At 44.4% G+C, this 19,683-nt stretch carries 18 protein-coding genes and 1 tRNA gene; 7 read left to right on the top strand and 12 right to left on the bottom strand.

Features of this window, described 5'->3' with window-relative positions:
* Window positions 1-11 precede the first annotated feature (11 nt).
* From cdd to rsmA, 3 genes are all read left to right on the top strand, one after another.
* A complete protein-coding gene (gene cdd / locus BQ5375_RS03175) occupies window positions 12-428 on the top strand; it encodes a cytidine deaminase (protein WP_022131671.1) in 417 nt (138 codons plus the stop codon).
* 23 nt (window positions 429-451) lie between these two features.
* Window positions 452-652, top strand: a complete 201-nt coding sequence (locus BQ5375_RS03170) for a DUF4177 domain-containing protein (RefSeq protein WP_022131670.1) — start codon at window positions 452-454, stop codon at window positions 650-652.
* Between the two features lie 117 nt (window positions 653-769).
* Window positions 770-1,624, top strand: coding sequence for a 16S rRNA (adenine(1518)-N(6)/adenine(1519)-N(6))-dimethyltransferase RsmA (gene rsmA, locus BQ5375_RS03165; protein ID WP_022131669.1), 855 nt, complete (start codon window positions 770-772; stop codon window positions 1,622-1,624).
* A gap of 37 nt (window positions 1,625-1,661) precedes the next feature.
* On the opposite strand, the gene BQ5375_RS03160 is transcribed toward rsmA, so the two are convergent.
* Window positions 1,662-2,444: a 4Fe-4S binding protein gene (locus BQ5375_RS03160; protein WP_022131668.1), complete on the bottom strand. Its 783-nt coding sequence runs from the start codon at window positions 2,442-2,444 to the stop codon at window positions 1,662-1,664.
* A 60-nt stretch (window positions 2,445-2,504) separates the two neighbouring features.
* Window positions 2,505-4,151 (bottom strand): peptide ABC transporter substrate-binding protein, encoded by a 1,647-nt coding sequence (locus BQ5375_RS03155; protein WP_235849981.1) that lies wholly within the window; start codon window positions 4,149-4,151, stop codon window positions 2,505-2,507.
* A gap of 336 nt (window positions 4,152-4,487) precedes the next feature.
* On the opposite strand from BQ5375_RS03155, the gene BQ5375_RS03150 reads away from it, so the two are divergent.
* Window positions 4,488-6,572 (top strand): glutamine synthetase III family protein, encoded by a 2,085-nt coding sequence (locus BQ5375_RS03150; protein WP_076917398.1) that lies wholly within the window; start codon window positions 4,488-4,490, stop codon window positions 6,570-6,572.
* A 106-nt stretch (window positions 6,573-6,678) separates the two neighbouring features.
* Here BQ5375_RS03150 and BQ5375_RS03145 read toward each other — a convergent pair whose 3' ends face one another.
* A complete protein-coding gene (locus tag BQ5375_RS03145; protein ID WP_076917397.1) occupies window positions 6,679-7,200 on the bottom strand; it encodes a GNAT family N-acetyltransferase in 522 nt (173 codons plus the stop codon).
* Window positions 7,201-7,571: 371 nt separating this feature from the next.
* On the opposite strand from BQ5375_RS03145, the gene BQ5375_RS03140 reads away from it, so the two are divergent.
* Window positions 7,572-7,925: a helix-turn-helix domain-containing protein gene (locus tag BQ5375_RS03140; RefSeq protein ID WP_022131664.1), complete on the top strand. Its 354-nt coding sequence runs from the start codon at window positions 7,572-7,574 to the stop codon at window positions 7,923-7,925.
* Window positions 7,926-8,098: 173 nt separating this feature from the next.
* On the opposite strand, the gene BQ5375_RS03135 is transcribed toward BQ5375_RS03140, so the two are convergent.
* Window positions 8,099-8,185 (bottom strand) — tRNA-Leu (locus BQ5375_RS03135).
* Window positions 8,186-8,256: 71 nt separating this feature from the next.
* Entirely contained in the window at window positions 8,257-8,862 is a 606-nt protein-coding gene (locus BQ5375_RS03130; RefSeq protein ID WP_022133411.1) for a flavin reductase family protein, read from the bottom strand.
* A 205-nt stretch (window positions 8,863-9,067) separates the two neighbouring features.
* Here BQ5375_RS03130 and BQ5375_RS03125 point away from each other — a divergent pair, with 205 nt between their 5' ends.
* Both BQ5375_RS03125 and BQ5375_RS03120 read left to right on the top strand, forming a co-directional pair.
* The gene (locus BQ5375_RS03125) at window positions 9,068-10,444 is read left to right on the top strand and encodes an MATE family efflux transporter (RefSeq protein WP_022133412.1); all 1,377 of its coding nucleotides are present in this window, start codon (window positions 9,068-9,070) and stop codon (window positions 10,442-10,444) included.
* Between the two features lie 162 nt (window positions 10,445-10,606).
* Window positions 10,607-10,843 carry a hypothetical protein gene (locus BQ5375_RS03120; RefSeq protein WP_022133413.1) on the top strand — a complete coding sequence of 79 codons (237 nt, stop codon included), beginning with the start codon at window positions 10,607-10,609 and terminating at the stop codon, window positions 10,841-10,843.
* A 48-nt stretch (window positions 10,844-10,891) separates the two neighbouring features.
* Here the strand turns inward: BQ5375_RS03120 and phnX are convergent, their stop codons facing one another.
* From phnX to rny, 7 genes are all read right to left on the bottom strand, one after another.
* On the bottom strand, window positions 10,892-11,668 hold the full coding sequence (phnX, locus tag BQ5375_RS03115) for a phosphonoacetaldehyde hydrolase (RefSeq protein ID WP_022133414.1): 777 nt from the start codon (window positions 11,666-11,668) through the stop codon (window positions 10,892-10,894).
* Entirely contained in the window at window positions 11,665-12,774 is a 1,110-nt protein-coding gene (locus BQ5375_RS03110) for a 2-aminoethylphosphonate--pyruvate transaminase (protein WP_022133415.1), read from the bottom strand. Before BQ5375_RS03110 ends, phnX begins: the two co-directional genes overlap by 4 nt.
* 32 nt (window positions 12,775-12,806) lie before the next feature.
* Window positions 12,807-13,808 (bottom strand): extracellular solute-binding protein, encoded by a 1,002-nt coding sequence (locus tag BQ5375_RS03105; RefSeq protein WP_022133416.1) that lies wholly within the window; start codon window positions 13,806-13,808, stop codon window positions 12,807-12,809.
* Between the two features lie 18 nt (window positions 13,809-13,826).
* Window positions 13,827-15,491: an ABC transporter permease subunit gene (locus tag BQ5375_RS03100; RefSeq protein ID WP_022133417.1), complete on the bottom strand. Its 1,665-nt coding sequence runs from the start codon at window positions 15,489-15,491 to the stop codon at window positions 13,827-13,829.
* Window positions 15,492-15,500: 9 nt separating this feature from the next.
* The gene (locus tag BQ5375_RS03095; protein ID WP_022133418.1) at window positions 15,501-16,268 is read right to left on the bottom strand and encodes an ABC transporter ATP-binding protein; all 768 of its coding nucleotides are present in this window, start codon (window positions 16,266-16,268) and stop codon (window positions 15,501-15,503) included.
* A 210-nt stretch (window positions 16,269-16,478) separates the two neighbouring features.
* Window positions 16,479-17,360, bottom strand: coding sequence for a MurR/RpiR family transcriptional regulator (locus tag BQ5375_RS03090; RefSeq protein WP_022133419.1), 882 nt, complete (start codon window positions 17,358-17,360; stop codon window positions 16,479-16,481).
* A 294-nt stretch (window positions 17,361-17,654) separates the two neighbouring features.
* A complete protein-coding gene (gene rny / locus BQ5375_RS03085; protein ID WP_143529417.1) occupies window positions 17,655-19,223 on the bottom strand; it encodes a ribonuclease Y in 1,569 nt (522 codons plus the stop codon).
* Window positions 19,224-19,683 lie beyond the last annotated feature (460 nt).

The following is a 19,683-nucleotide window of genomic DNA, read 5'->3' as shown; positions in this document are numbered from 1 at the left end:
AGGTGTCGTGTATGTATGAAAAAAGGCTGATCGATCTTGCTTTGGAAGCCAGAAAACGCGCTTATTGCCCTTATTCTCATTTTGCAGTAGGAGCTGCACTGCTTTGTCAGGACGGCACCATTTATACTGGATGTAATATTGAATCTTCTGCTTATACTCCGACCATCTGTGCAGAACGGACTGCCATCTTCAAGGCAGTTTCAGAAGGAAAGCGGGAGTTTATCTGTCTGGCGGTCGCCGGAGGCAGGGAAGATGCGGATATTCTTCCTATCACCACCCCATGCGGCGTTTGCCGTCAGGTCATGATGGAATTTTGCAATCCACAAACTTTTTTGATTTTCTGTGCATCCAGTCCGGAAAATTACAAAGCCTATACCTTAGCACAACTATTGCCAAAAGGATTTGGTCCAACCAATCTTAATTATTAAAATCAAATCAGGAGGTTTTCCCCATGAAAAACTACGAATACAAATTTGTTGAAGTTCCAACTTCCGAAAATGGAAAGGAAGCAAATGCTCCGCTCAAAATCTGTGCCCAGATCATCACCGCAGAGTCTAAAGGCGGCTGGAGATTAAAACAGATCATGGAACCACAGGCAAATGTTCGCAATGCAAACAGCTATCTGATTATTCTGGAAAAAGAAGTCGGCTAAACAATTTTGTTCCTGTAAACTACAAACTTCCCCTTTGAACTAGACCAAAAGGGGAAGTTTGTGCTATAATGGAAAAAATTTGATTAAGCCGTTATTTTGTGCTGAAAGGAGCATTTCATGGAAAACCTTTCCAACATCTCGGTCATCCGGGATGTGCTGTCCCGTCATGGATTTTCCTTTTCCAAAGGGCTGGGACAAAACTTTCTGATTAACCCGACCGTCTGCCCAAGAATGGCTGAGATGGGCAACGCACAGCCTGGCTGGGGAATGATCGAAATCGGTGCCGGTGTCGGTGTTCTGACAGCAGAGCTTGCACAGCGTGCCGACAAGGTTGTCTGTATCGAAATCGACAGCCGCCTGCTTCCAATTCTGGATGAAACCCTTGCCGAATATAACAATATCAAGATTGTGAATCAAGACGTTCTGAAGGTGGATCTGCACAAGCTGATTGCCGAGGAATTCCCTAATATGCCGGTAGCTGTCTGCGCAAACCTGCCTTATTACATCACCTCACCGATCATCATGAATCTGCTGGAATCCCGCCTGCCAATTTCCTCCCTGACCGTTATGGTACAAAAGGAAGCAGCACAGCGAATCTGCGCTATGCCGGGCAGCAGGGAAGTAGGAGCAGTTTCGATTGTTGTGCGTTACTACTGCGAGCCAAAAGTCCTGTTTCAGGTTTCCCGCGGCTCCTTTATGCCAGCTCCTGACGTCGATTCCACTGTAATCCGTCTGGATATCCGCAAACAGCCTGCGGTGGATATCAAAAGGGAAGAGGACTTCTTCCGCGTTGTAAAAGCCGCTTTTTCTCAGCGCAGAAAAACCTTGTCCAACACTCTTTCCTCCGGTCTTTCGATGAACAAAACACAGATTGCCGAGCTTCTGGAACGTGCCGGCGTTGTATCCAACCTGCGTGCTGAACAGCTTTCCATGCAGCAGTTTGCAGACATTGCAAACGCATTAAATCCATAAAAAAATCCCGCACTTTTAGGTGCGGGATTTTTTTATATTACAGAAAAGCAACTGGTTCTTTTCTTGGCTCCTTAAAGTTTGCAAGGCACCATGCAACGCTTGCCTGGAAGCCTTCTGCCGTAAAGGCTTTGGAACCTAATGGACACAGGCGGACACAGGACAGGCACTTGATACACTTTTCCGGATCTGCCTTGCCTGGATCTTTTGCATCGATTGCCCCAACTGGACAGTTTCTGACACAATTTCCACAGTGAATACAACCATTCGTATTGACCGGTGCCATCGGTGCGGATGGTTTTCTCTCTTTATAAGGACGATTGCCCGGGATAACACCTTTTTCCAGAGCCTGTACCGGACCTGTCAGCTTTTCCTGAAGCTTCTGTCCAAATTCTTTTGCCCATGCAAGGTCAGATTCATCTGGACGTCCTGTCGCGATCTGGGTGGTATAGGAATGTTCTCCCAAGCAAGCTGCAGCTGCTGTCACCAGAAAACCTTTTTCGGTGAGCAAATCTTCCATCTCAACCAGACAATCATCGAAATGTCGGTTTCCATAAACCGCCACAATAGCGCAAGGAGTATTGTTTCCACTGATATGCTTTTCAAGATACTCCCGTACCAGCAGCGGCATTACACCTCCGTATACTGGTGAACCAAAGATGACAAAATCATCTTCTCCAAAACAGACATCCCGTTCGCGGCTTGCCGGCAGTGTAAAATCAACCGTTTCAAATGGACAGCCCATTCCTTCTGCCATTGCCAGAAGATTTTTCTTTGTTGTTTTTGTACTGCTGAAATAAACCAATGTTACCTTCTTTGCCATATTGGATTCCTCCTTCTTTATGCTGATTATAGCACCGGAGAAAATCCTTGACAAGCTATCCTAACGCAGGGCAACTGCATCCCGGAAAATGACCTTTCCGCCATAAGGATAGAACTGGATTCCCGAAACTCCTTCTCCCAGTACAAAGTAACTGGTTTCCACCATCAGCGGATAGGCAACTGCATCATCCAGCAGCATAGTTTCAGCCGACACATAACGGTTTAATATCTGCTGCGGGTCATGGGAATTTCCTGCTCCCTCCACAATCGAATCAAAAGAAGGATTCTTGTATGCTGAAATATTTGAGGTAGAAGAGGAGGTAAATCTGGAAAGAATATCGGTTGGAGTATTCGCCGATGCCTTCAGTGGAACCAAAGCGACCTGATAATCTCCTATGCTCAAACGGGAGCTGAGTTCATCGCGGGAAACTTCCTCGATATTAACCGAAACTGCCAAAGTGCTCTGCCATGCCTGCTGCAGCAACCCGCACATTTCCGGAATTGAGCTGTCAGACGGAACCAAAAGCTGAATCTTCCGCAGAGTATCTGCTTCCAGTTCATCCATACCTGCCCGGTAGGACTGGTATGCTGCCTGTGGATCGTATGTATTCTTGGTGGTAACCGATGTCTGTTCTGTGTAGGATTGAGTAAACAGAGAAATCGTCGGCGGAATCAGGCGATCATATACCCGCAGATTTTCCTGCTTGCTCTTTTGAAAATATTCCTCCAACACGCTGCGATCAATTGCACGAATAAATCCCTGACGCACCTGTTGATTACAGAATGCCGTGTGAGTCTGATTAAATACTAATGCCCAAACGGTGCTTTCTGTTTCTTCGCAGGTCATACCCTTGGCTTTTGCCTTTTTATACTGTTCGTAATCTGCAAGGCAGCCGTCCGATTTTCCATCCATCAGCAGATCAAAATAACTTGGAGCCTCCTGACCAGCTTCTTTTTGCGCAGCAGTCTGCACATCACGGTTCATATAAAGATAAATCCCCGGAGACTGTACCTCAGCAGCTCCATAATATTTATCGTTTTTCTTTAAATAGATGCGGTTTCCGTTTTCCCACTGCATCAGATAAAAAGGACCATTGGAGTAAGTTTCCTTGATGGTTGCTCCATATTTTCCATTTGCATTTTCAAACAGCTTCTGACTGCACGGCATTGCCGAAGAATGTGCCAGACTTTCCAGAAAGGCTGGATCTGCATAGTCCAGCGTAAACTGTACGGTCATGTCGTCCAGCGCCTTTACACCCAATTCTTCCGCCGAAGCCTGTCCAGACAAAACCTTCTGGCTGTTATGAATGGATGAATACATCGAAGCAAATGGGGAAGGGTAGATGTTATTAAAAATTCTCTGGAATGCAAACACAAAATCATGTGCTGTCACTGGTGTGTTTTCCGAATCATCCCAGACCATCCCTTCTTTTAGAGAAAAGGTATAAACAGTCTGATCCTCTGACACTTCATATCCCGTTATCACGCCATTTTCCAGTTCTCCCGAAGGCAGCTGGCGCATTAAACCTTCCATCATATTGTAAATAACCAGCTGTTCGCTCTCTCCATCCGCAAACTGCGGGTCCAGACTGGTGACACCGCCAGAAAGGTCATACCGAAGCAGAGAAGGTTCTGCACCGCACCCTGTCAGGGCAAAAACCAGGACCAGAGCCATCATGATACAATTTATTTTCAAAAATCGGTGCATCTTTTTCAAGACAACACACTCCTTTTTTCTATCTTTTTATTCCCAAAATCTCATATTACCCCATAACTTTTTCCCGGGAAATGTTTCCGCGATATAGTCAGCTTTCAGTTTATCATGACACAAAAATAAATTCAATTCCAATATTATGAAACTTCCCAATTTACCCCACAGATTTCCCTAATTTTAAGGAAATCCCACTTTTTTCTTGAAATCCTGTGTACAAGATGGTACTATTATTTCATTAAAGCACTAAACTAAGGCATTTGAATCAATTTAGTCCGCTTTAATTTTGTAAACTGTGTAATAAAATCGTGCAGAGAGGAAGTAGAAGTAGAAATGAACATCGAAGAGATCTTCGGCATCCGTGTTTTTGACGATGCCGCCATGCGAAAACGCCTTCCTGAAAGAGTATACGAAAGTCTTTCCCGTACCCGCCGTCTGGGAGAAAACCTTGACCCTAGCATTGCGGACGTGGTTGCTTGTGCTATGAAGGACTGGGCAATTGAACAGGGGGCAACCCATTACTCCCACTGGTTCCAGCCAATGAACAACTTTACCGCCGGCAAACACGATGCTTTTCTGTCCACTACCGGCAAGGATGGCCGCATCTCCCTGGAATTTTCCAGCAAAGCCTTAATCAAAGGTGAAGCAGACTCCTCCTCCTTCCCATCCGGTGGACTGCGTGCTACCTTTGAAGCAAGAGGATACACCACATGGGACCCAACTTCCCCGGCATTTGTCCGTGATGGAACTCTGTTTATCCCGACTGCATTCTGCTCCTACAACGGAGAGGCACTGGATGCAAAAACACCTCTGCTTCGTTCCATGCAGGCAGTTTCTCAGGAAGGTGTACGTCTTCTGCGCGCTCTGGGCAACCAGACCGTTACCAAGATCATTCCAATGGTCGGTGCAGAACAGGAATACTTCCTTGTAGATTACAAGCTGTATGACCAGCGCCTTGACCTGAAAATCTGCGGACGCACTCTGTTCGGTGCAAAACCTGCAAAAGGTCAGGAACTGGATGACCACTATTGCGGACGAATCCGGATTCGTGTTGGAGAATTCATGCAGGATCTGGACAAAAATCTATGGGAAATGGGTATTGCCAGCAAGACCAAACACAACGAAGCTGCTCCTGCACAGCATGAGCTGGCTCCAGAATACTCCACCGCAAACATTGCCTGCGACCACAACCAGCTGATTATGGAAACCATGCGCACCATCAGCAAAAAACATGGACTTGCTTGTCTGCTGCACGAAAAACCATTTGCCAACGTAAACGGTTCGGGCAAGCACAACAACTTCTCGCTCTGTACCGATACCGGAGAAAACCTGCTGAAACCTGGAAAACATCCAGAAAATAATCTGCAGTTCCTGCTCGTGCTCTGTGCTTTCCTGCGCGGCGTCGACCTTTATGCTGACCTTCTGCGCATGTCTGCAGCTTGTGCTGGAAACGATCACCGTTTGGGCGGTTGTGAGGCTCCACCTCCGATCATCTCTATCTTCCTGGGTCACCATCTGACCAATATTCTGGACAAAATTGCAAATGGCAGCAGCCCGGAACAACTCACCCGCGAAACCATGAATGTTGGTGTAGATGCCATTCCGGAATTTTTGAAAGATGAGACCGACCGAAACCGTACTTCTCCGTTTGCCTTTACCGGAAACAAATTTGAGTTCCGTATGGTAGGTTCTTCCCAGTCTTTGGCTTACTCCGAGGTTGTGCTCAATACCATCCTCGCTGATTCCTTCCATGAATTTGCGCTTCGTCTGGAACAAGCTGACAATGTGGAAGATGAAATTCGCCGCATCATCACCGATACCATGCACGATCACAAGCGCATCATCTATAACGGCAACAACTATTCTCAGGATTGGGTAGAAGAAGCAATCCGTCGCGGACTGCCGATCCTTAAATCCTCGGCAGATGCGTTCCGAACCCTCATCGATCCAAAGAATATCGATCTGTTCGATCGTTACCATGTCTTTTCTCCAAAGGAAAGCTCTGCACGTTATGAAATCCAGCTGGAAAACTATATCCATGTTATTCAGATCGAAGCTTCCACCATGCTGGAAATCGCAAAACGTCAGATCATTCCAAGCTGCATTAAATACAGCGGAAAGATTGCCCAGAGCCTGCACGAGATCACTGCCTGCGGCATGACTCCAAAACGAATTCAGAACCATCTGGAAACTGTCACCGAATCGGTGGAAAGTATCATGGCTCTGACCGATGAACTGGAGCGTATCCTGAATCTGTCCACCAGCTTCACCGACCCATATCGCCGTGCTCAGTACATGGCAGGAGATGTCTGTGATGCAATGGCGAGACTGCGTGCCCGCTGCGATGCACTGGAAACCATTGTGGACCAGAAAGATTGGCCAATGCCAACCTATACCGATCTGCTGCACCGCATTTAAACTTTACCTAAACATGATGTCAATGCTGTGACAAAAAGAACCCCCGTTAGATATTCAGCAAGTTGTCCTGAATATTTAACGGGGGTTTCTGTTAAAATTCTTCGTTTTATAATGCAATCCAGTAGCGCTGGGTGATTCTGTCACCTTCTAAAACTTCATTTTCCAATACGCCGCCATTCTTCTGAATGGTTTTTGCCGAACCGATATTGGTCTTATCGCAGGTAACCAAAGCCCGGTCAAGTCCCAGTTTCCGACATTCCTCCAACGCCAGAGCAAGCATTTCGGTGGCATAGCCTTTGCGGCGCTGGGAAGGGCGTACGCTGTATCCAATATTTCCGCCAAACTGAAGCAAATATTCGTTGAGTCGGTGACGAATATCGATCATTCCTACCAATTTGCCGCTTTCTTTTTCTACTCCCAGGAAGGTAGTTGCTGGAACCAAACCTTCACGGACAGTTTCCTCAGAACGGTTATTGACGTTATTCTGATACCACTCCTCAAAGCTCTGTGCGTTTGCAAGGCCACCTGTACCATCCATGCTATCCTGATTGCGCAAAAACTCCTCACGATAATCCCACACTGCCTGTTTGTGTTGTTCTGTGGGCAGAACCAGCATCAATCTGTCCATGATATTCCCTCCTGATTTTATTTTTTCATTCCATCTCTCTGGAATGATTTTCGCAATTATAGCAAAAAATAAAGGAGCTGTCAACGAACAGCTCCTTTATTTCGGATTATCCTATCATAGCTAATTGCGATTTTCTGTGCAGACTATGTTCTTGATATCCATCATCCTGCAAGAAATGATGTCAGCAATAACTTCCGTTCCTTTTCGCTATGATAGCCCCTCCTTTATTTCGTCTGAATTCATTATAGCAACAAATCGAAACATAATCAAGATATAAAATTGAATACAGCCTCTTAAATGATACTAATTGAAACAATCATTGTAACTGTTATCGAAGACCAATATAATTCATACAAGGAGGTGGTGGATAATTGCTTTTGCACGAAAGAATAAAAGACCTTCGTTTAAGTGGAAATTTAACGCAGAAGCAGCTTGCTCAGGAGCTGCATATCTCCCGCTCCGCATACGCTTTATACGAAACTGGAAAAAGGCAGTTAGGATACGATATTCTATGTACCATCGCCGATTTTTATCAAGTCAATATTGATTATCTATTCGGACGAACAGATAATCCCGAGCAATTATTTTATTTATCTTTGGAAGAACGAGACCTACTTAAAAAATTTTCCAAACTGGATTTTAGAGGAAAAGAAAACATCCACTGGATGCTGCAGCTGGAATATAATCGACAAACTCAAAATCAGAACAAAAAAGACGCGGAATAATATCCAGCGTCTTTTTTTATTTTATCACAGCTATTATGATGTTAGCCCCATATCTTGAATATTGGATTAAAGCATTTTTGTGATACGGGCGGCAGGGGATCAAAAAGTCACGAGTCCAGCTATATCAAAGCAATAGAAAACGCTTCGACCAATCGGTCGGAGCGTTTTCTTTGTGGTGCGGATAGCAGGACTTGAACCTGTATGAGTTTAACCTCACTAGAACCTGAATCTAGCGCGTCTGCCAATTCCGCCATATCCGCGAATCACGAGTATTATTATAGCATCGCAATTCGGATCTGTCAACACCTTTTTTCAAATTTTTTTAGAAAAATTATTTTTTCTTTGTTTTTTTGTTTTTGCCTTCTGGTTTTCGTTTTGGACGTTTGCGAACACTGTACCCAAAGCTGCCTACTTTCTTGCCCGGAGCAAAATATTCTCCATGCATATAGGAAGCCAGTCCGCACTGTTCCATATGCAGCTTGCCGTCCTCATCCAGATACTGTTCATCGATATCGATTCCCACAATCTCTGCCAAAAACATATCGTGGCTTCCAAGTGGAGTGATATTCTTTACTTTACACTCGAGATTGATCGGACACTCCTCAATCAGTGGAGCCGAAACCTGATTTGCTTTTCCTGGAGTCAGATGACACTCCTTGAATTTATCGACGTCTCGTCCAGATTTTACGCCGCACCAGTCTGCCTGACGGACCAGTCTGGATGGAGTGAGGTTGATAACAAACTCTCCGCTTTCTTTAATGATATCATAGGAATATCTGCTGGGACGAACCGAGATATAGGTCATTGGCGGATTAGAGTTGACAATGCCGGTCCATGCAATGGTAATGATATTTGGTTTTTCTTCGCTGCCGCAGCTGACCATTGTTGGAGCTACCGGTGCCAGCAGGGTAGAGCCTTTCCAGAATACTTTCGCCATCTGTTTGAAACTTCCTTTCCATAACGTTCTTTTTTCTTTACCATTATACACAATCCGACTCTTCCTCACAAGAACCCGTTTTATCATTTTGGCAGAAGTTTTTGTTCTGATTTTATCAGTCATTGTCTTTTGATTAAACTATGATATAATAATATGATGTTGATTTATCTTCGATTAACCAAAATATCAAGGAAAGGATGTCTTTATGTCACAACACCCTCAAAACAAGATGGGAACCATGCCGGTAGGAAAGCTGCTGATTTCCATGTCGCTGCCTGCTATGTTTTCTATGCTGATTCAAGCCCTGTATAACGTCGTAGACAGCATTTATGTCGCACAGATCGGCGAAGATGCACTGACTGCCGTTTCGCTCGCATTTCCAGTTCAGAACTTTCTGATTGCGGTCAGCGTCGGTACCTGCATCGGTTTAAACTCCCTGATTTCCCGCCGTCTTGGAGAACGTCGTGAACATGAAGCCAGCCTTGCTGCCACTCATGGTGTCCTGATTGCGTTGGTGGAATGGGTCGGATTTTTGATTTTCGGTTTATTCTTCTGCCGCATCTTTTTCCAAGCCTTCACAGATAACCCAACCGTTATTCAGATGGGCATTGATTATACCTCCATTGTAACCATTTTCTCCTTTGGATGCTTTGTTGAAATTACTCTGGAGAAAACCCTTCAGGCAACTGGAAACATGATCTATCCAATGCTGTTTCAGCTGACGGGTGCCATCACCAACATCATCCTGGATCCAATCTTTATCTTTGGCTGGTTCGGACTTCCTGCCATGGGAGTAAAAGGTGCTGCAATCGCTACCGTTGGCGGACAGATTCTCTCCATGTTCTTCGCTATCTATATTATCGTCCGCAAAGAACATGCTGTTCAGATTCATTTTAAGGGATTCCGTTTTTCCGGACAGATTGTCAAGGATATCTTTGCTGTCGGATTCCCATCCATTATCATGCAGTCCATCAGCTCAGTTATGATTATGGTATTAAACAATATCCTGATCGTATTCTCTCAGGCTGCTGTTGCTGTCCTCGGCGTTTACTTCAAACTGCAATCCTTCATCTTTATGCCGGTATTCGGACTCGGACACGGCTCCATGCCGATTATGGGATACAACTTCGGTGCCCGCAACAAAAAACGTCTGGTGCACACACTCAAGCTTTCTTCCACCATCTCTCTTTGCATCATGATTGTCGGCCTCCTGATCTTCCAGTTTGGTGCAAAATATCTTTTGATGATGTTTAATGCAAGCGAGGAAATGATGGAAATTGGTATCTCGGCTCTGCGCACCATCAGCCTTTGTTTCCCTGCTGCTGCTCTGGGTATTTCCTTCTCCAACTTCTTCCAGGCAATTGGCGAAGGCAAAAACAGCCTTTTGATCTCTGTTCTGCGTCAGCTGTTTATCCTGCTTCCGGCTGCATGGCTGATTTCCCGCATCGGTACCCTCAATCAGGTATGGCTTGCTTTCCCAATCGCAGAGGTATTTGCGCTGATTGTCAGTATTCTGCTGCTTAAACTTACCTACAAAAGCAAAATCCACGATATGGAATATCTGGCCACAGAAGAGGAATAAAATATTCATAGAATGTTTCTATACGCTGTTTGACAGCGATTTCAAAAAACATTATAATAAAAACACAGTTAAGTGTATGAATCCCTTTGTTTTGTAAAGGAGCTGAATTGTATGAGAAAAATCGTTTTATATGGTACCGGTACATGAGGCGGCTGCCCACCAGTGAAAGAGGTTCTTTCCGAAAATAACATCAAATACATGTATGTTGATATCTGCGAAAGTGTCGGCAAACTCAAAAGCTTTTTAAAGATCCGCGATACTGCAGAAGAATGTAAGGAAGTTCGTGAACAGCATCGTGCCGGCATTCCTTGCCTTGTCATCGATAACGATGTCATTCTGGTAGAAGGTCCAGAGCACATGAAACAGCTGATCGATCAATACCAGCTGAAAGCAGAATAAAAAGCATCAAAAAAGGTCGGGAAACATCCCGACCTTTTTTCTTTTTCTTTATTTTCCAAGCATTCGGATTAATGCCGGCAGCTGGGAAAGATTATCTATTACAAAATCTGCTCCTGCTTTGCGGAAGACCTGTTCCACACGGCAGCATTCTTTTTCCTTTTGTTCTGGAGACATCTGCTCAAATTCTTCCTGAGTCAGACCAAGTTCCGAGCTTCCCTCAATTACACCAACCGACCATACGCCGGCACTGACACCTTCACGAATATCGGATACCGTATCTCCAACCTTTACCACATTCTTGACAGAAGATACACCCAGGACCTTCATGTTTTCAAAAATCATGTAAGGATACGGACGTCCTTTTCCACCAACACCATCCGGGCTGATCCAAAAGTCCGGGCTGTAACCTTCTTTAGCAGCACCTTTTACTACAATATCCATCATGGCATCGGTATAGCCTGTACTGGAACCAATTTTAATTCCCATTTTTCTTAAGGTATCTACAGTTTCCAGAACAAATGGTTTTGGAGAAGAATAATCTTTTAGGATAGAAAACAGTTTTGGCTCAAACTGTGCATATACTGCTTCCACATCCTCTTCGGTTGCTTCTCTTCCGTGTACGCGTTTCCATTCTGTTGCAATGCGTTCCATCTTCATCATGGTACGGATATGATCTCTTTTCAGCATTCCCATTGGTTTTCTTGTTTCTTCCATAGTAACTGGAACATCATAGTGCGCAAATGCTTCACGAAATGCCTGTACCGGCGCAAAACATCCATAATCAACAGCGGTTCCTGCCCAATCAAAAATTACAGCTTCAATCATGCTACATTCTCCTTCTTCTTTTCAATAAAGTTTGCAATGATGCTGGTCAGTTTTTCAATATCCTCCGGATAAATTTCTCCGATATTACCGATTCGGAAGGTATCCATTTTGGTAAGCTTTCCAGGATAAATAGCATATCCGTTTTCTTTGATATATGCATAGAATTCCTGGAACTGGAAAGAAACACCGTCTGGATAGAAGAAGGTCGTGATGATTGGACCCTGATGTACTTTATCAATATAAGTAGAGAATCCCATGCGTTCCATCTTTTCAATCAGCATCTGATTGTTCTGAACATAGCGATGGTTACGTGCTGCAATTCCGCCCTCCTGTGCAAGCTCATCCAGCGCTTTGGAGAATGCCAGTACAACATGAGTCGGGGAAGTAAAGCGCCATTTTCCGTCCTTTTCCATTCCTCTCCATTGATCCAGCAAATCCAGAGAAAGGGAACGGGCTTTTCCCTCGCTTGCAAGCAGTTTATCTCTTCGGCAAATAATAAAGGAGAAACCTGGAACACCCTGAATACATTTGTTTGCACTGGAAATCAGGAAGTCAATTCCCCAAGAAGCAACCGGGATATCAACGCCGCCAAAAGAGGACATTGCATCCACGATGAAGGTGCGTCCTGCCTGACGAACTACTCGTCCTACCGACTCAATATCATTGAGGATTCCGCTGGTAGTTTCGCTGTGGACCATTGCCACATGTGTGATGGATGGATCTTCTGCCAGCAGTTTTGCAATATGGGATGCATCTGGAACCTTGTCATAGGTCTGTGCATAGTGAAGATAAGGAATCTTGGCATGATCACAAATCTGGGTCATTCTTTCTCCGTATGCACCATTGGAGCAGATCAGTACCTTATCCTGATCTCCAATTACACTGGAAAAGACACTTTCCACACCGAATGTTCCGCTTCCCTGCATCAAAACAGCAGTATAATCATCCTCGGAAACCTGTGCTAATTCCAGAAGCTGACGTCTGATTTTCTGAGTGACTGCTTTGTAATCGTCATCCCAAGTACAGCGGTCTACCATCATTTCCTGTTTTACAGTATCGGTTGTGGTCAATGGACCGGGTGTCAAAAGTTTATATGTATTTGTCATGAGAAATCACCGTTTTCCTTTCGTATCTGTTTTTATCCTTTTGCGCGTTCAGAAAGTTCCTGATGCGCCTGGAACAATTCAAATGTTAATGGTTCTGCAAAGGTACTTGGATGTGCAGACTGGTTTGCCGGATCTGCAGTCTCACCCTCGTATAGTGGGTTTGGATAGGTCTGAATCAGCTCTTCGCGGGCATTTTCGATAATGCATTGTGCCATCTCCATTGCCAAAGGATTGCTTTCTTCACCCTTGTCCAGAACTGCGACCGACTCGGTCAAAGAGAAGTTTCCTTCTTCTGGATCAACATAATCGATTGGAAGACCATCTGCTTTATCTGCAACTGCCTGATGACGCAGACCAAAACCGATTGCAACCTCACCAGCACGGCACAACTTGAGCGGACCGGAACCAGAAGTTTCGATGTGTGCTCCTGCATTTTCATAGATACCGGAAAGCACCTCTTCTGCACCATCTTCTCCATAAGCATCCACCAAAGCCTGAATCATCAGCCATGCAGTAGAAGACGAAAGGATATCGGTCACTGCAATCTGTCCTTCATAGACCGGATCAGCCAAGTCTTTCAGGCTGGTTGGAACGGGCAGATTTTCTGATTCCATCAGCTCTGTGTTAAGAATAATTGCACCTTCCTGAGAGGTGATCGGTGCGGTATAGTCAGCAACTTCTTCCAGTGTTTTTACATCAAACTCCAGAGGCTTGAACATATTGTTCTGTTCCTGTGCACTCTGAAGATAGAAAGTACTCATGGTTACCAGATCTGCTTCCAGATTGGTTCCCTCTGCCAGCAGTTTTCCTCCCAGTTCTGAGGTACCATAGGTCTGAAGAATATATTTTCCTTCATATCCGGCTGCATTCAGCGCATTCTCCATTGCAGTAACCGCCTCTTCATCTGCATTGGAATAGATGACAACCTGATTTTCTCCGCTTTTGCTATCAGAAGCACTCGAAGCGCACCCACTCATCAGAGAGGCAACCATTGCACAGGAAATAATCAGCGCAAGACAACGTTTTAACTTCATAATCAAAACCCTTCCTTTTCAAGCTCTTTTGAAATTTTCTTTTTGCTTTGCGTTTGTTTTTTCTTTTTTGACAAATTTATGATTGGCCATCCAGGAAAAAAGTGCTTTGGCTCCCAGATTGGTGGCCAGGATTAACAGAGACAATACAAACACCTCGTTAAAGCGGTTTACATATTGCAGCTGTTTAATCATGGTTGTAAGTACCATCGTGCGGGCACCGGCAATAAAGATCAGTGCACTGATGGTAACCATTGAATTGATGAAGTAATAACTGAACACCTCGATCAGGCTGGACATCGCATTTGGTGTGACCACCCTTAAAATCGTTTTAAACCAGCTGTCTCCCATCAGCATGGCGGTGGTTTCCCATCCGGCATTCATCTTAGAAAGTGCGTTCTTCATCATCAGATAGGGAGTGGAGAAGTAGTGAACGATATTACACAAAATCATCAGGAGCAGCGTGTTCTGAAGTCCTGTTCCAGAAAAAAGAAACAGGTAAGAAACACCAAGCACCATACCTGGAATCGCGTTGGTCACCAGTGCAATGCTCTCGATGGTTTTTTTGTATCCAGCAGAAAGCTTGCTTCTTGCCACAATCAGTGCTGCACCGTATGCAGTCAGCGTTCCCAGCAGAGCGGTCATCACTGCCATCAGCAGGGAATGGACATATACACTCAGCAGTTCACTGTCCGAAAAGACTGCCACAAAATGTTCCAGAGAAAACGCAGTTCGGTACGGCCATTCTTCTACCATCGGGACCACAAAAATTACAGCAAAGATGGAGAGAATTGCTACTGAGATAACCGAGCTGGAAATTCCCCAGCCGACATCTCTTGCAGTGTTTTTTCTAAGCTCAGGATTGGAGATTCGATTATATCGAATGTTGAACCGCTCCAGAATCTGGAGAATACAGATACTTCCAATCGAAGGAATCAGCATAATCATTGCGATAACTGCGCCGCGGTTAAAGTCCGGTATTCCACCCAACATCTGGTTGTACAACAGGGTTGCAATTACCTCATACCCTCCGCCGACAGATGCTGGAATTCCAAAATCAGTAAAGCACAGAAAGAATGCCTGGATAAATGCACCCGCCAGCGTTCCCAAAAGTGGTCTGAGAACAGCAATCCAGAAGGTTGATAGTGTTTTGTCTCCCATAACCTTGGAAACAATCAATGTTTTTTTGTCCACAAAATCCATCGTGTTGTGAATCAGCAGGAAGGCAACCGGCACAGTATAGATCACATATCCAACCAGCAACCCGCCAAAGCCATAAATATCAAAGAACTGACGCCCCAGCAGTCTGGTGAGCAATCCTTGCTTGCCAAAAGAATAAATGATGGCGAATCCATAGGTGATGGTGGGGAGAAACATTGGCAGCGTTGCAATAGCACTGATCGCTTTTTTCATCTTTTGCGGCAGTCCTGTATAATGGACTGCATAAGCCATCAAGAAAGCAATCAGAGATGCCAGTACTGCAGAAGCAGCTGCAACCGTAAAGCTGTTGCCTAAAGCTTCCAAAAAACCTTTCTGCGACAAAACTGCTGCATAGAATTCTCCTGTGAAGCCTTGGTTCCACAGAGATTTTCCCAGCAGCAGAAGGATTGGTGCTGCCAAAAACGCCGCAAACAGAAAGACTATCAGAAAGAAAATCAGTTTTAATTCCCAGTTTTTGTGTTTCATAATTCCCTCTTACATGGTAGCTGCCAGCTGGGTCATATCGCCAAACAACGCGTAGATATTATTGCGCTTGATTTCCAGCTGATTGAGGATAAATTTGCGAACAAAATCATTCTTTGGCTGATGAACGATCTCCTCCGGCTTTGCATACTGTGAAATATTTCCCTTATCAATAATCAATACACGGTCAGATAAGGTCAGTGCTTCTTCTGGATCATGTGTTACGATGATGGTGGTCAGATGATATTCCCGTGCAATTGTTTTGATTCTGTCCTTAATTGATTCTTTGATAACACCATCTAATGCGGAAAGTGGTTCATCCAGAAGCAGGATGCGTGGTTTCATTACCATAGTTCTTGCCAGAGCAACTCTCTGTTTCTGACCGCCGGAAAGCTGATCCACACGTTTGGTCAGGTGCTCACGCAGTCCCAAAAGATCGATCAGATCCTCTACCTCTTCTTTGGAGGAGATATTCGGTTTGTTGCGCAGTCCGTAGGTAATATTCTGATATACATTTAAGTTCGGGAACAGAGCATAATCCTGAAATACAATATTAAATCCGCGTTTTTCCATCGCCATGTGGGTCAGGTCCTCACCGTTATAGCTGATGGTTCCGTTATCTGCTTCCACGATTCCAAGAATCAGGTTCAGTAATGTTGTTTTTCCGCAGCCGGAAGGTCCCAAAATAGACACAATTTCTCCGTCCTCTACCTGGAGGGTAATATCTCGCAGTACAGGTACCCCATCGAAAGATTTTTGGATATGATCGAGTTTTAACATGAAAGCTGCTCCTTTCGTCGGTACATCAATTCGTTATTTGACGCGTTACATCAGTGATTATCATTTCAGTCAACGATGCCATCATAGCAGAGCATCGCCTTGTGTAACAATCATAGCAAATTTAAGTTTTGGTTAGTTCAATGTAAAAATCGCTCAAAAGCAAGAGCCAGTTCTTGTAAGTTTTTTACAAGAACTGGCTCTATTGTTTTTTTATTCTTCCGGATAGCCACGATCTGAAATGACAGCACCGCTTTTATCCAAATTGCGGGAAAAGCGCTCATAATCACTTAATATGACACCCATATACAAGAGGTCAACCACTGCAAGATCCGGAACTCTTGAAAAGATTGCCGAACCATAAATAGTAGATTGCTCCCCACCTGTGCAAAGGCAAACATCAGCATATTTAGCAAGGACTGGTGTTTTTCTGCTGGTAATTGCGATGGTGGCAGCACCGGCTTTTTTCGCCTGACGCATCGCTTTTACGGTATCAATCGAACTGCCGGAGTGGGAAAAGGCGACTGCTACATCTCCCGGTTGTAAATGCGCTGCTGCAATCTGCTGTAAGTAAGCATCGGTATGCATTCGGCAGCCAAGTCCCAAATAGGTAAGTTTGGTCAACAAATCGTTTGCTGGTGTAAAAGAGTTCTCCACCCCATAAATATCGATTAATCGTGATGTTGTAAGAAGATGTACCGCCTTGCTTAATTCCTGCTGAGAAAGACATTTTAACGTCTGCTCCAACAACCCATTGGCTGCGCGAACCTCTCTGAGTGGCAAATCTTTGAGCTGATCCCATGGTTTCAGGTCAAAGTTTCCCATATGGTCAAAATAGGAAGCGGATTTTTTATCTGCCTGTCCATCCCGCAGCAAACAGTAACGAAAGTTTCGGTATCCATCAAATCCCAGTGCCTGAACAAAGCGAATTACGGTTGGCTGGCTGACCTGTACTGCATCTGCAATTTCAGAAATAGTACATTTTGCACTTCTGTCCGGATCGGACAAAATATAATCAGCAACCTTCTGTTCTGACGGACGAAGTGCTGCATAAGAACTTCTGATTCGGTCCAGAAGTTTGATCTGGTTTCCCATGGCTAAGCCTCCTTATCGGATGTAGAAAAATTACAGGAAATCAAAATCAAAGATGAAAGAAAACCTACAAAAAAACAACATCCCGATGTAATTTAAAATAAAGTTTTTATCACTTATTGGATCCATATTTTGTCACAGATTATGTTTTTACATTTCATGCAAACACCAATCCTATTATATTATATCGTTGGCCTGTTTTCCTATCAATCCAGAAAACATCAAACCTAGATTAAAGCTTGATGTATACAAAAAAATCCCCGTCGTTCTTTGCAGAACAACGGGGAATCGTTTTCTTTATTTTGCGTAATCGACTGCTCTGTTTTCGCGGATAATATTGACCTTGATCTGACCAGGATATTCCATCTCTGCTTCAATCTTATTGACAATATCTCTTGCGATAATCGACATCTGATCGTCGCTGATAACGTCTGGACGAACCATAATGCGGATTTCACGACCAGCCTGTACAGCATAACATTTTTCAACGCCCTCAAAGGAGTTTGCAATCTCCTCCAGTTTTTCCAGACGTTTAATGTAGTTTTCCAGGTTTTCACGTCTTGCGCCTGGTCTTGCTGCACTGATGGCATCTGCTGCCTGAACGATGCATGCAACCAGGGTCTTTGGCTCTACATCGCCGTGATGTGCTTCAATCGCATGGATAACAGCAGCACTTTCTTTGTATTTTCTTGCAAGGTCCACACCGATCTTGACATGGCTTCCCTCGATTTCATGGGTGAGGGCCTTACCAATATCATGAATCAGACCTGCACGTTTTGCAGTAGCAACATCTGCACCCAGTTCCGATGCCATAACGCCTGCCAGGTTTGCAACCTCAATGGAGTGCTGCAGCACGTTCTGACCGTAGCTGGAGCGGTAACGCATACGTCCCAAAAGTTTAATCATATCTGGATGCATGCCGTGTACGTTGGTTTCCAGAACAGCACGTTCGCCGTCCTGTTTAATCTTGGTTTCAATTTCGCGCTGCGCTTTTTCAACCATCTCTTCGATTCTTGCTGGATGAATACGTCCATCCTGAATCAGGCGTTCCAGTGCAGTGCGGGCAACCTCTCTCTTCACAGCATCATGGCTGGAAAGAGTGATCGCTTCCGGTGTATCGTCAATAATCAGATCCACACCGGTAAGGGTTTCCAGTGTGCGGATATTTCTTCCTTCACGACCGATAATGCGGCCTTTCATTTCATCGTTTGGCAGAGGAACTACCGAAACAGTTACCTCACCAACATAATCGGAAGCACATTTCTGAATTGCAGTTGCAATAATTTCCTTTGCTTTCTGCTCCGATTCATCCTTGAATTTCTGCTCATACAGGTTGATCTTGAGCGCTTTTTCGTGTACCAGTTCATTTTCCAGGCTGGAAAGCAGATATTCTTTTGCCTGCTCTGCAGTATAACCGGAAATTTTTTCAAGCACTTCAAACTGGTTTGCTTTGATCTCAGCAGCTTCCTTTAACTTGGATTCTGCTTCTTTGATTTTATTCTGGAGTGTTTCTTCTTTCTTTTCTAGGTTATCCAGCTTACGGTCAACCGACTCTTCCTTCTGCTGTACGCGGCGTTCCAGACGCTGTACTTCGTTGCGGCGTTCTTTTACTTCTTTTTCTGCTTCGGTTCTCTGCTTGTGGATTTCGTCCTTTGCTTCTACCAGAGCTTCTTTTTTCTTTACCTCCGCATCCTTGATAGCGTCACCAACAATGCGTTTTGCTTCTTCTTCAGCGGTGCCAAGTTCGGCCTCCGCAACCTTTTTTCGATACTGAATTCCCAATGGGAATGCAATTGCGATACCTGCTGCCAGGGAAAGCAGGATACACGCAAGATAACTGATGAGTGATCCTCCCATGAAAATCATCTTCCTCCTTTACCAATTTTTGCAAAGATTTTTCAGCGCAGAAATGATCTGGCTGTGGGGATTTTGAAACCTGTTGCTTTTTCCAGACACAACAAAATATCCGAACTAACCGCAATTGATGCTTAAGCTCAGAGAATCCCAAAATACAGGAGAAAGTTTTTCGATATTCCTTTTTTACTATTTGTAATAAAATCAGAACAAATTCCAAAAAGAATACAAACAAATGGAAAGACACGCGGTCAAACCATCTTTTTGTGCCCTTACACCGAAACAGTTTCCTCATACAAAGCAGAAAAAGGGCTTGTTTGAGCATAAAAATTCTTCTTGAAAACAGGGTCGTTTCGAAAATTATATCTATCTCAAATAATCTGAGAATACACTCTGATATCGGAAATTTGCTGCAAACTTTCCAAATATTGCAACCTGTAAAACATGCTGTATCTTTCAGAAAACAAATCCA

This window comes from Negativibacillus massiliensis (genome assembly GCF_900148495.1).
In the GTDB taxonomy this organism is placed as follows: Bacteria; Bacillota; Clostridia; order Oscillospirales; family Ruminococcaceae; genus Negativibacillus; species Negativibacillus massiliensis.
The sequence above is the reverse complement of the archived record's forward strand: the minus strand, read 5'-3'. Positions and strand labels throughout refer to the sequence as shown.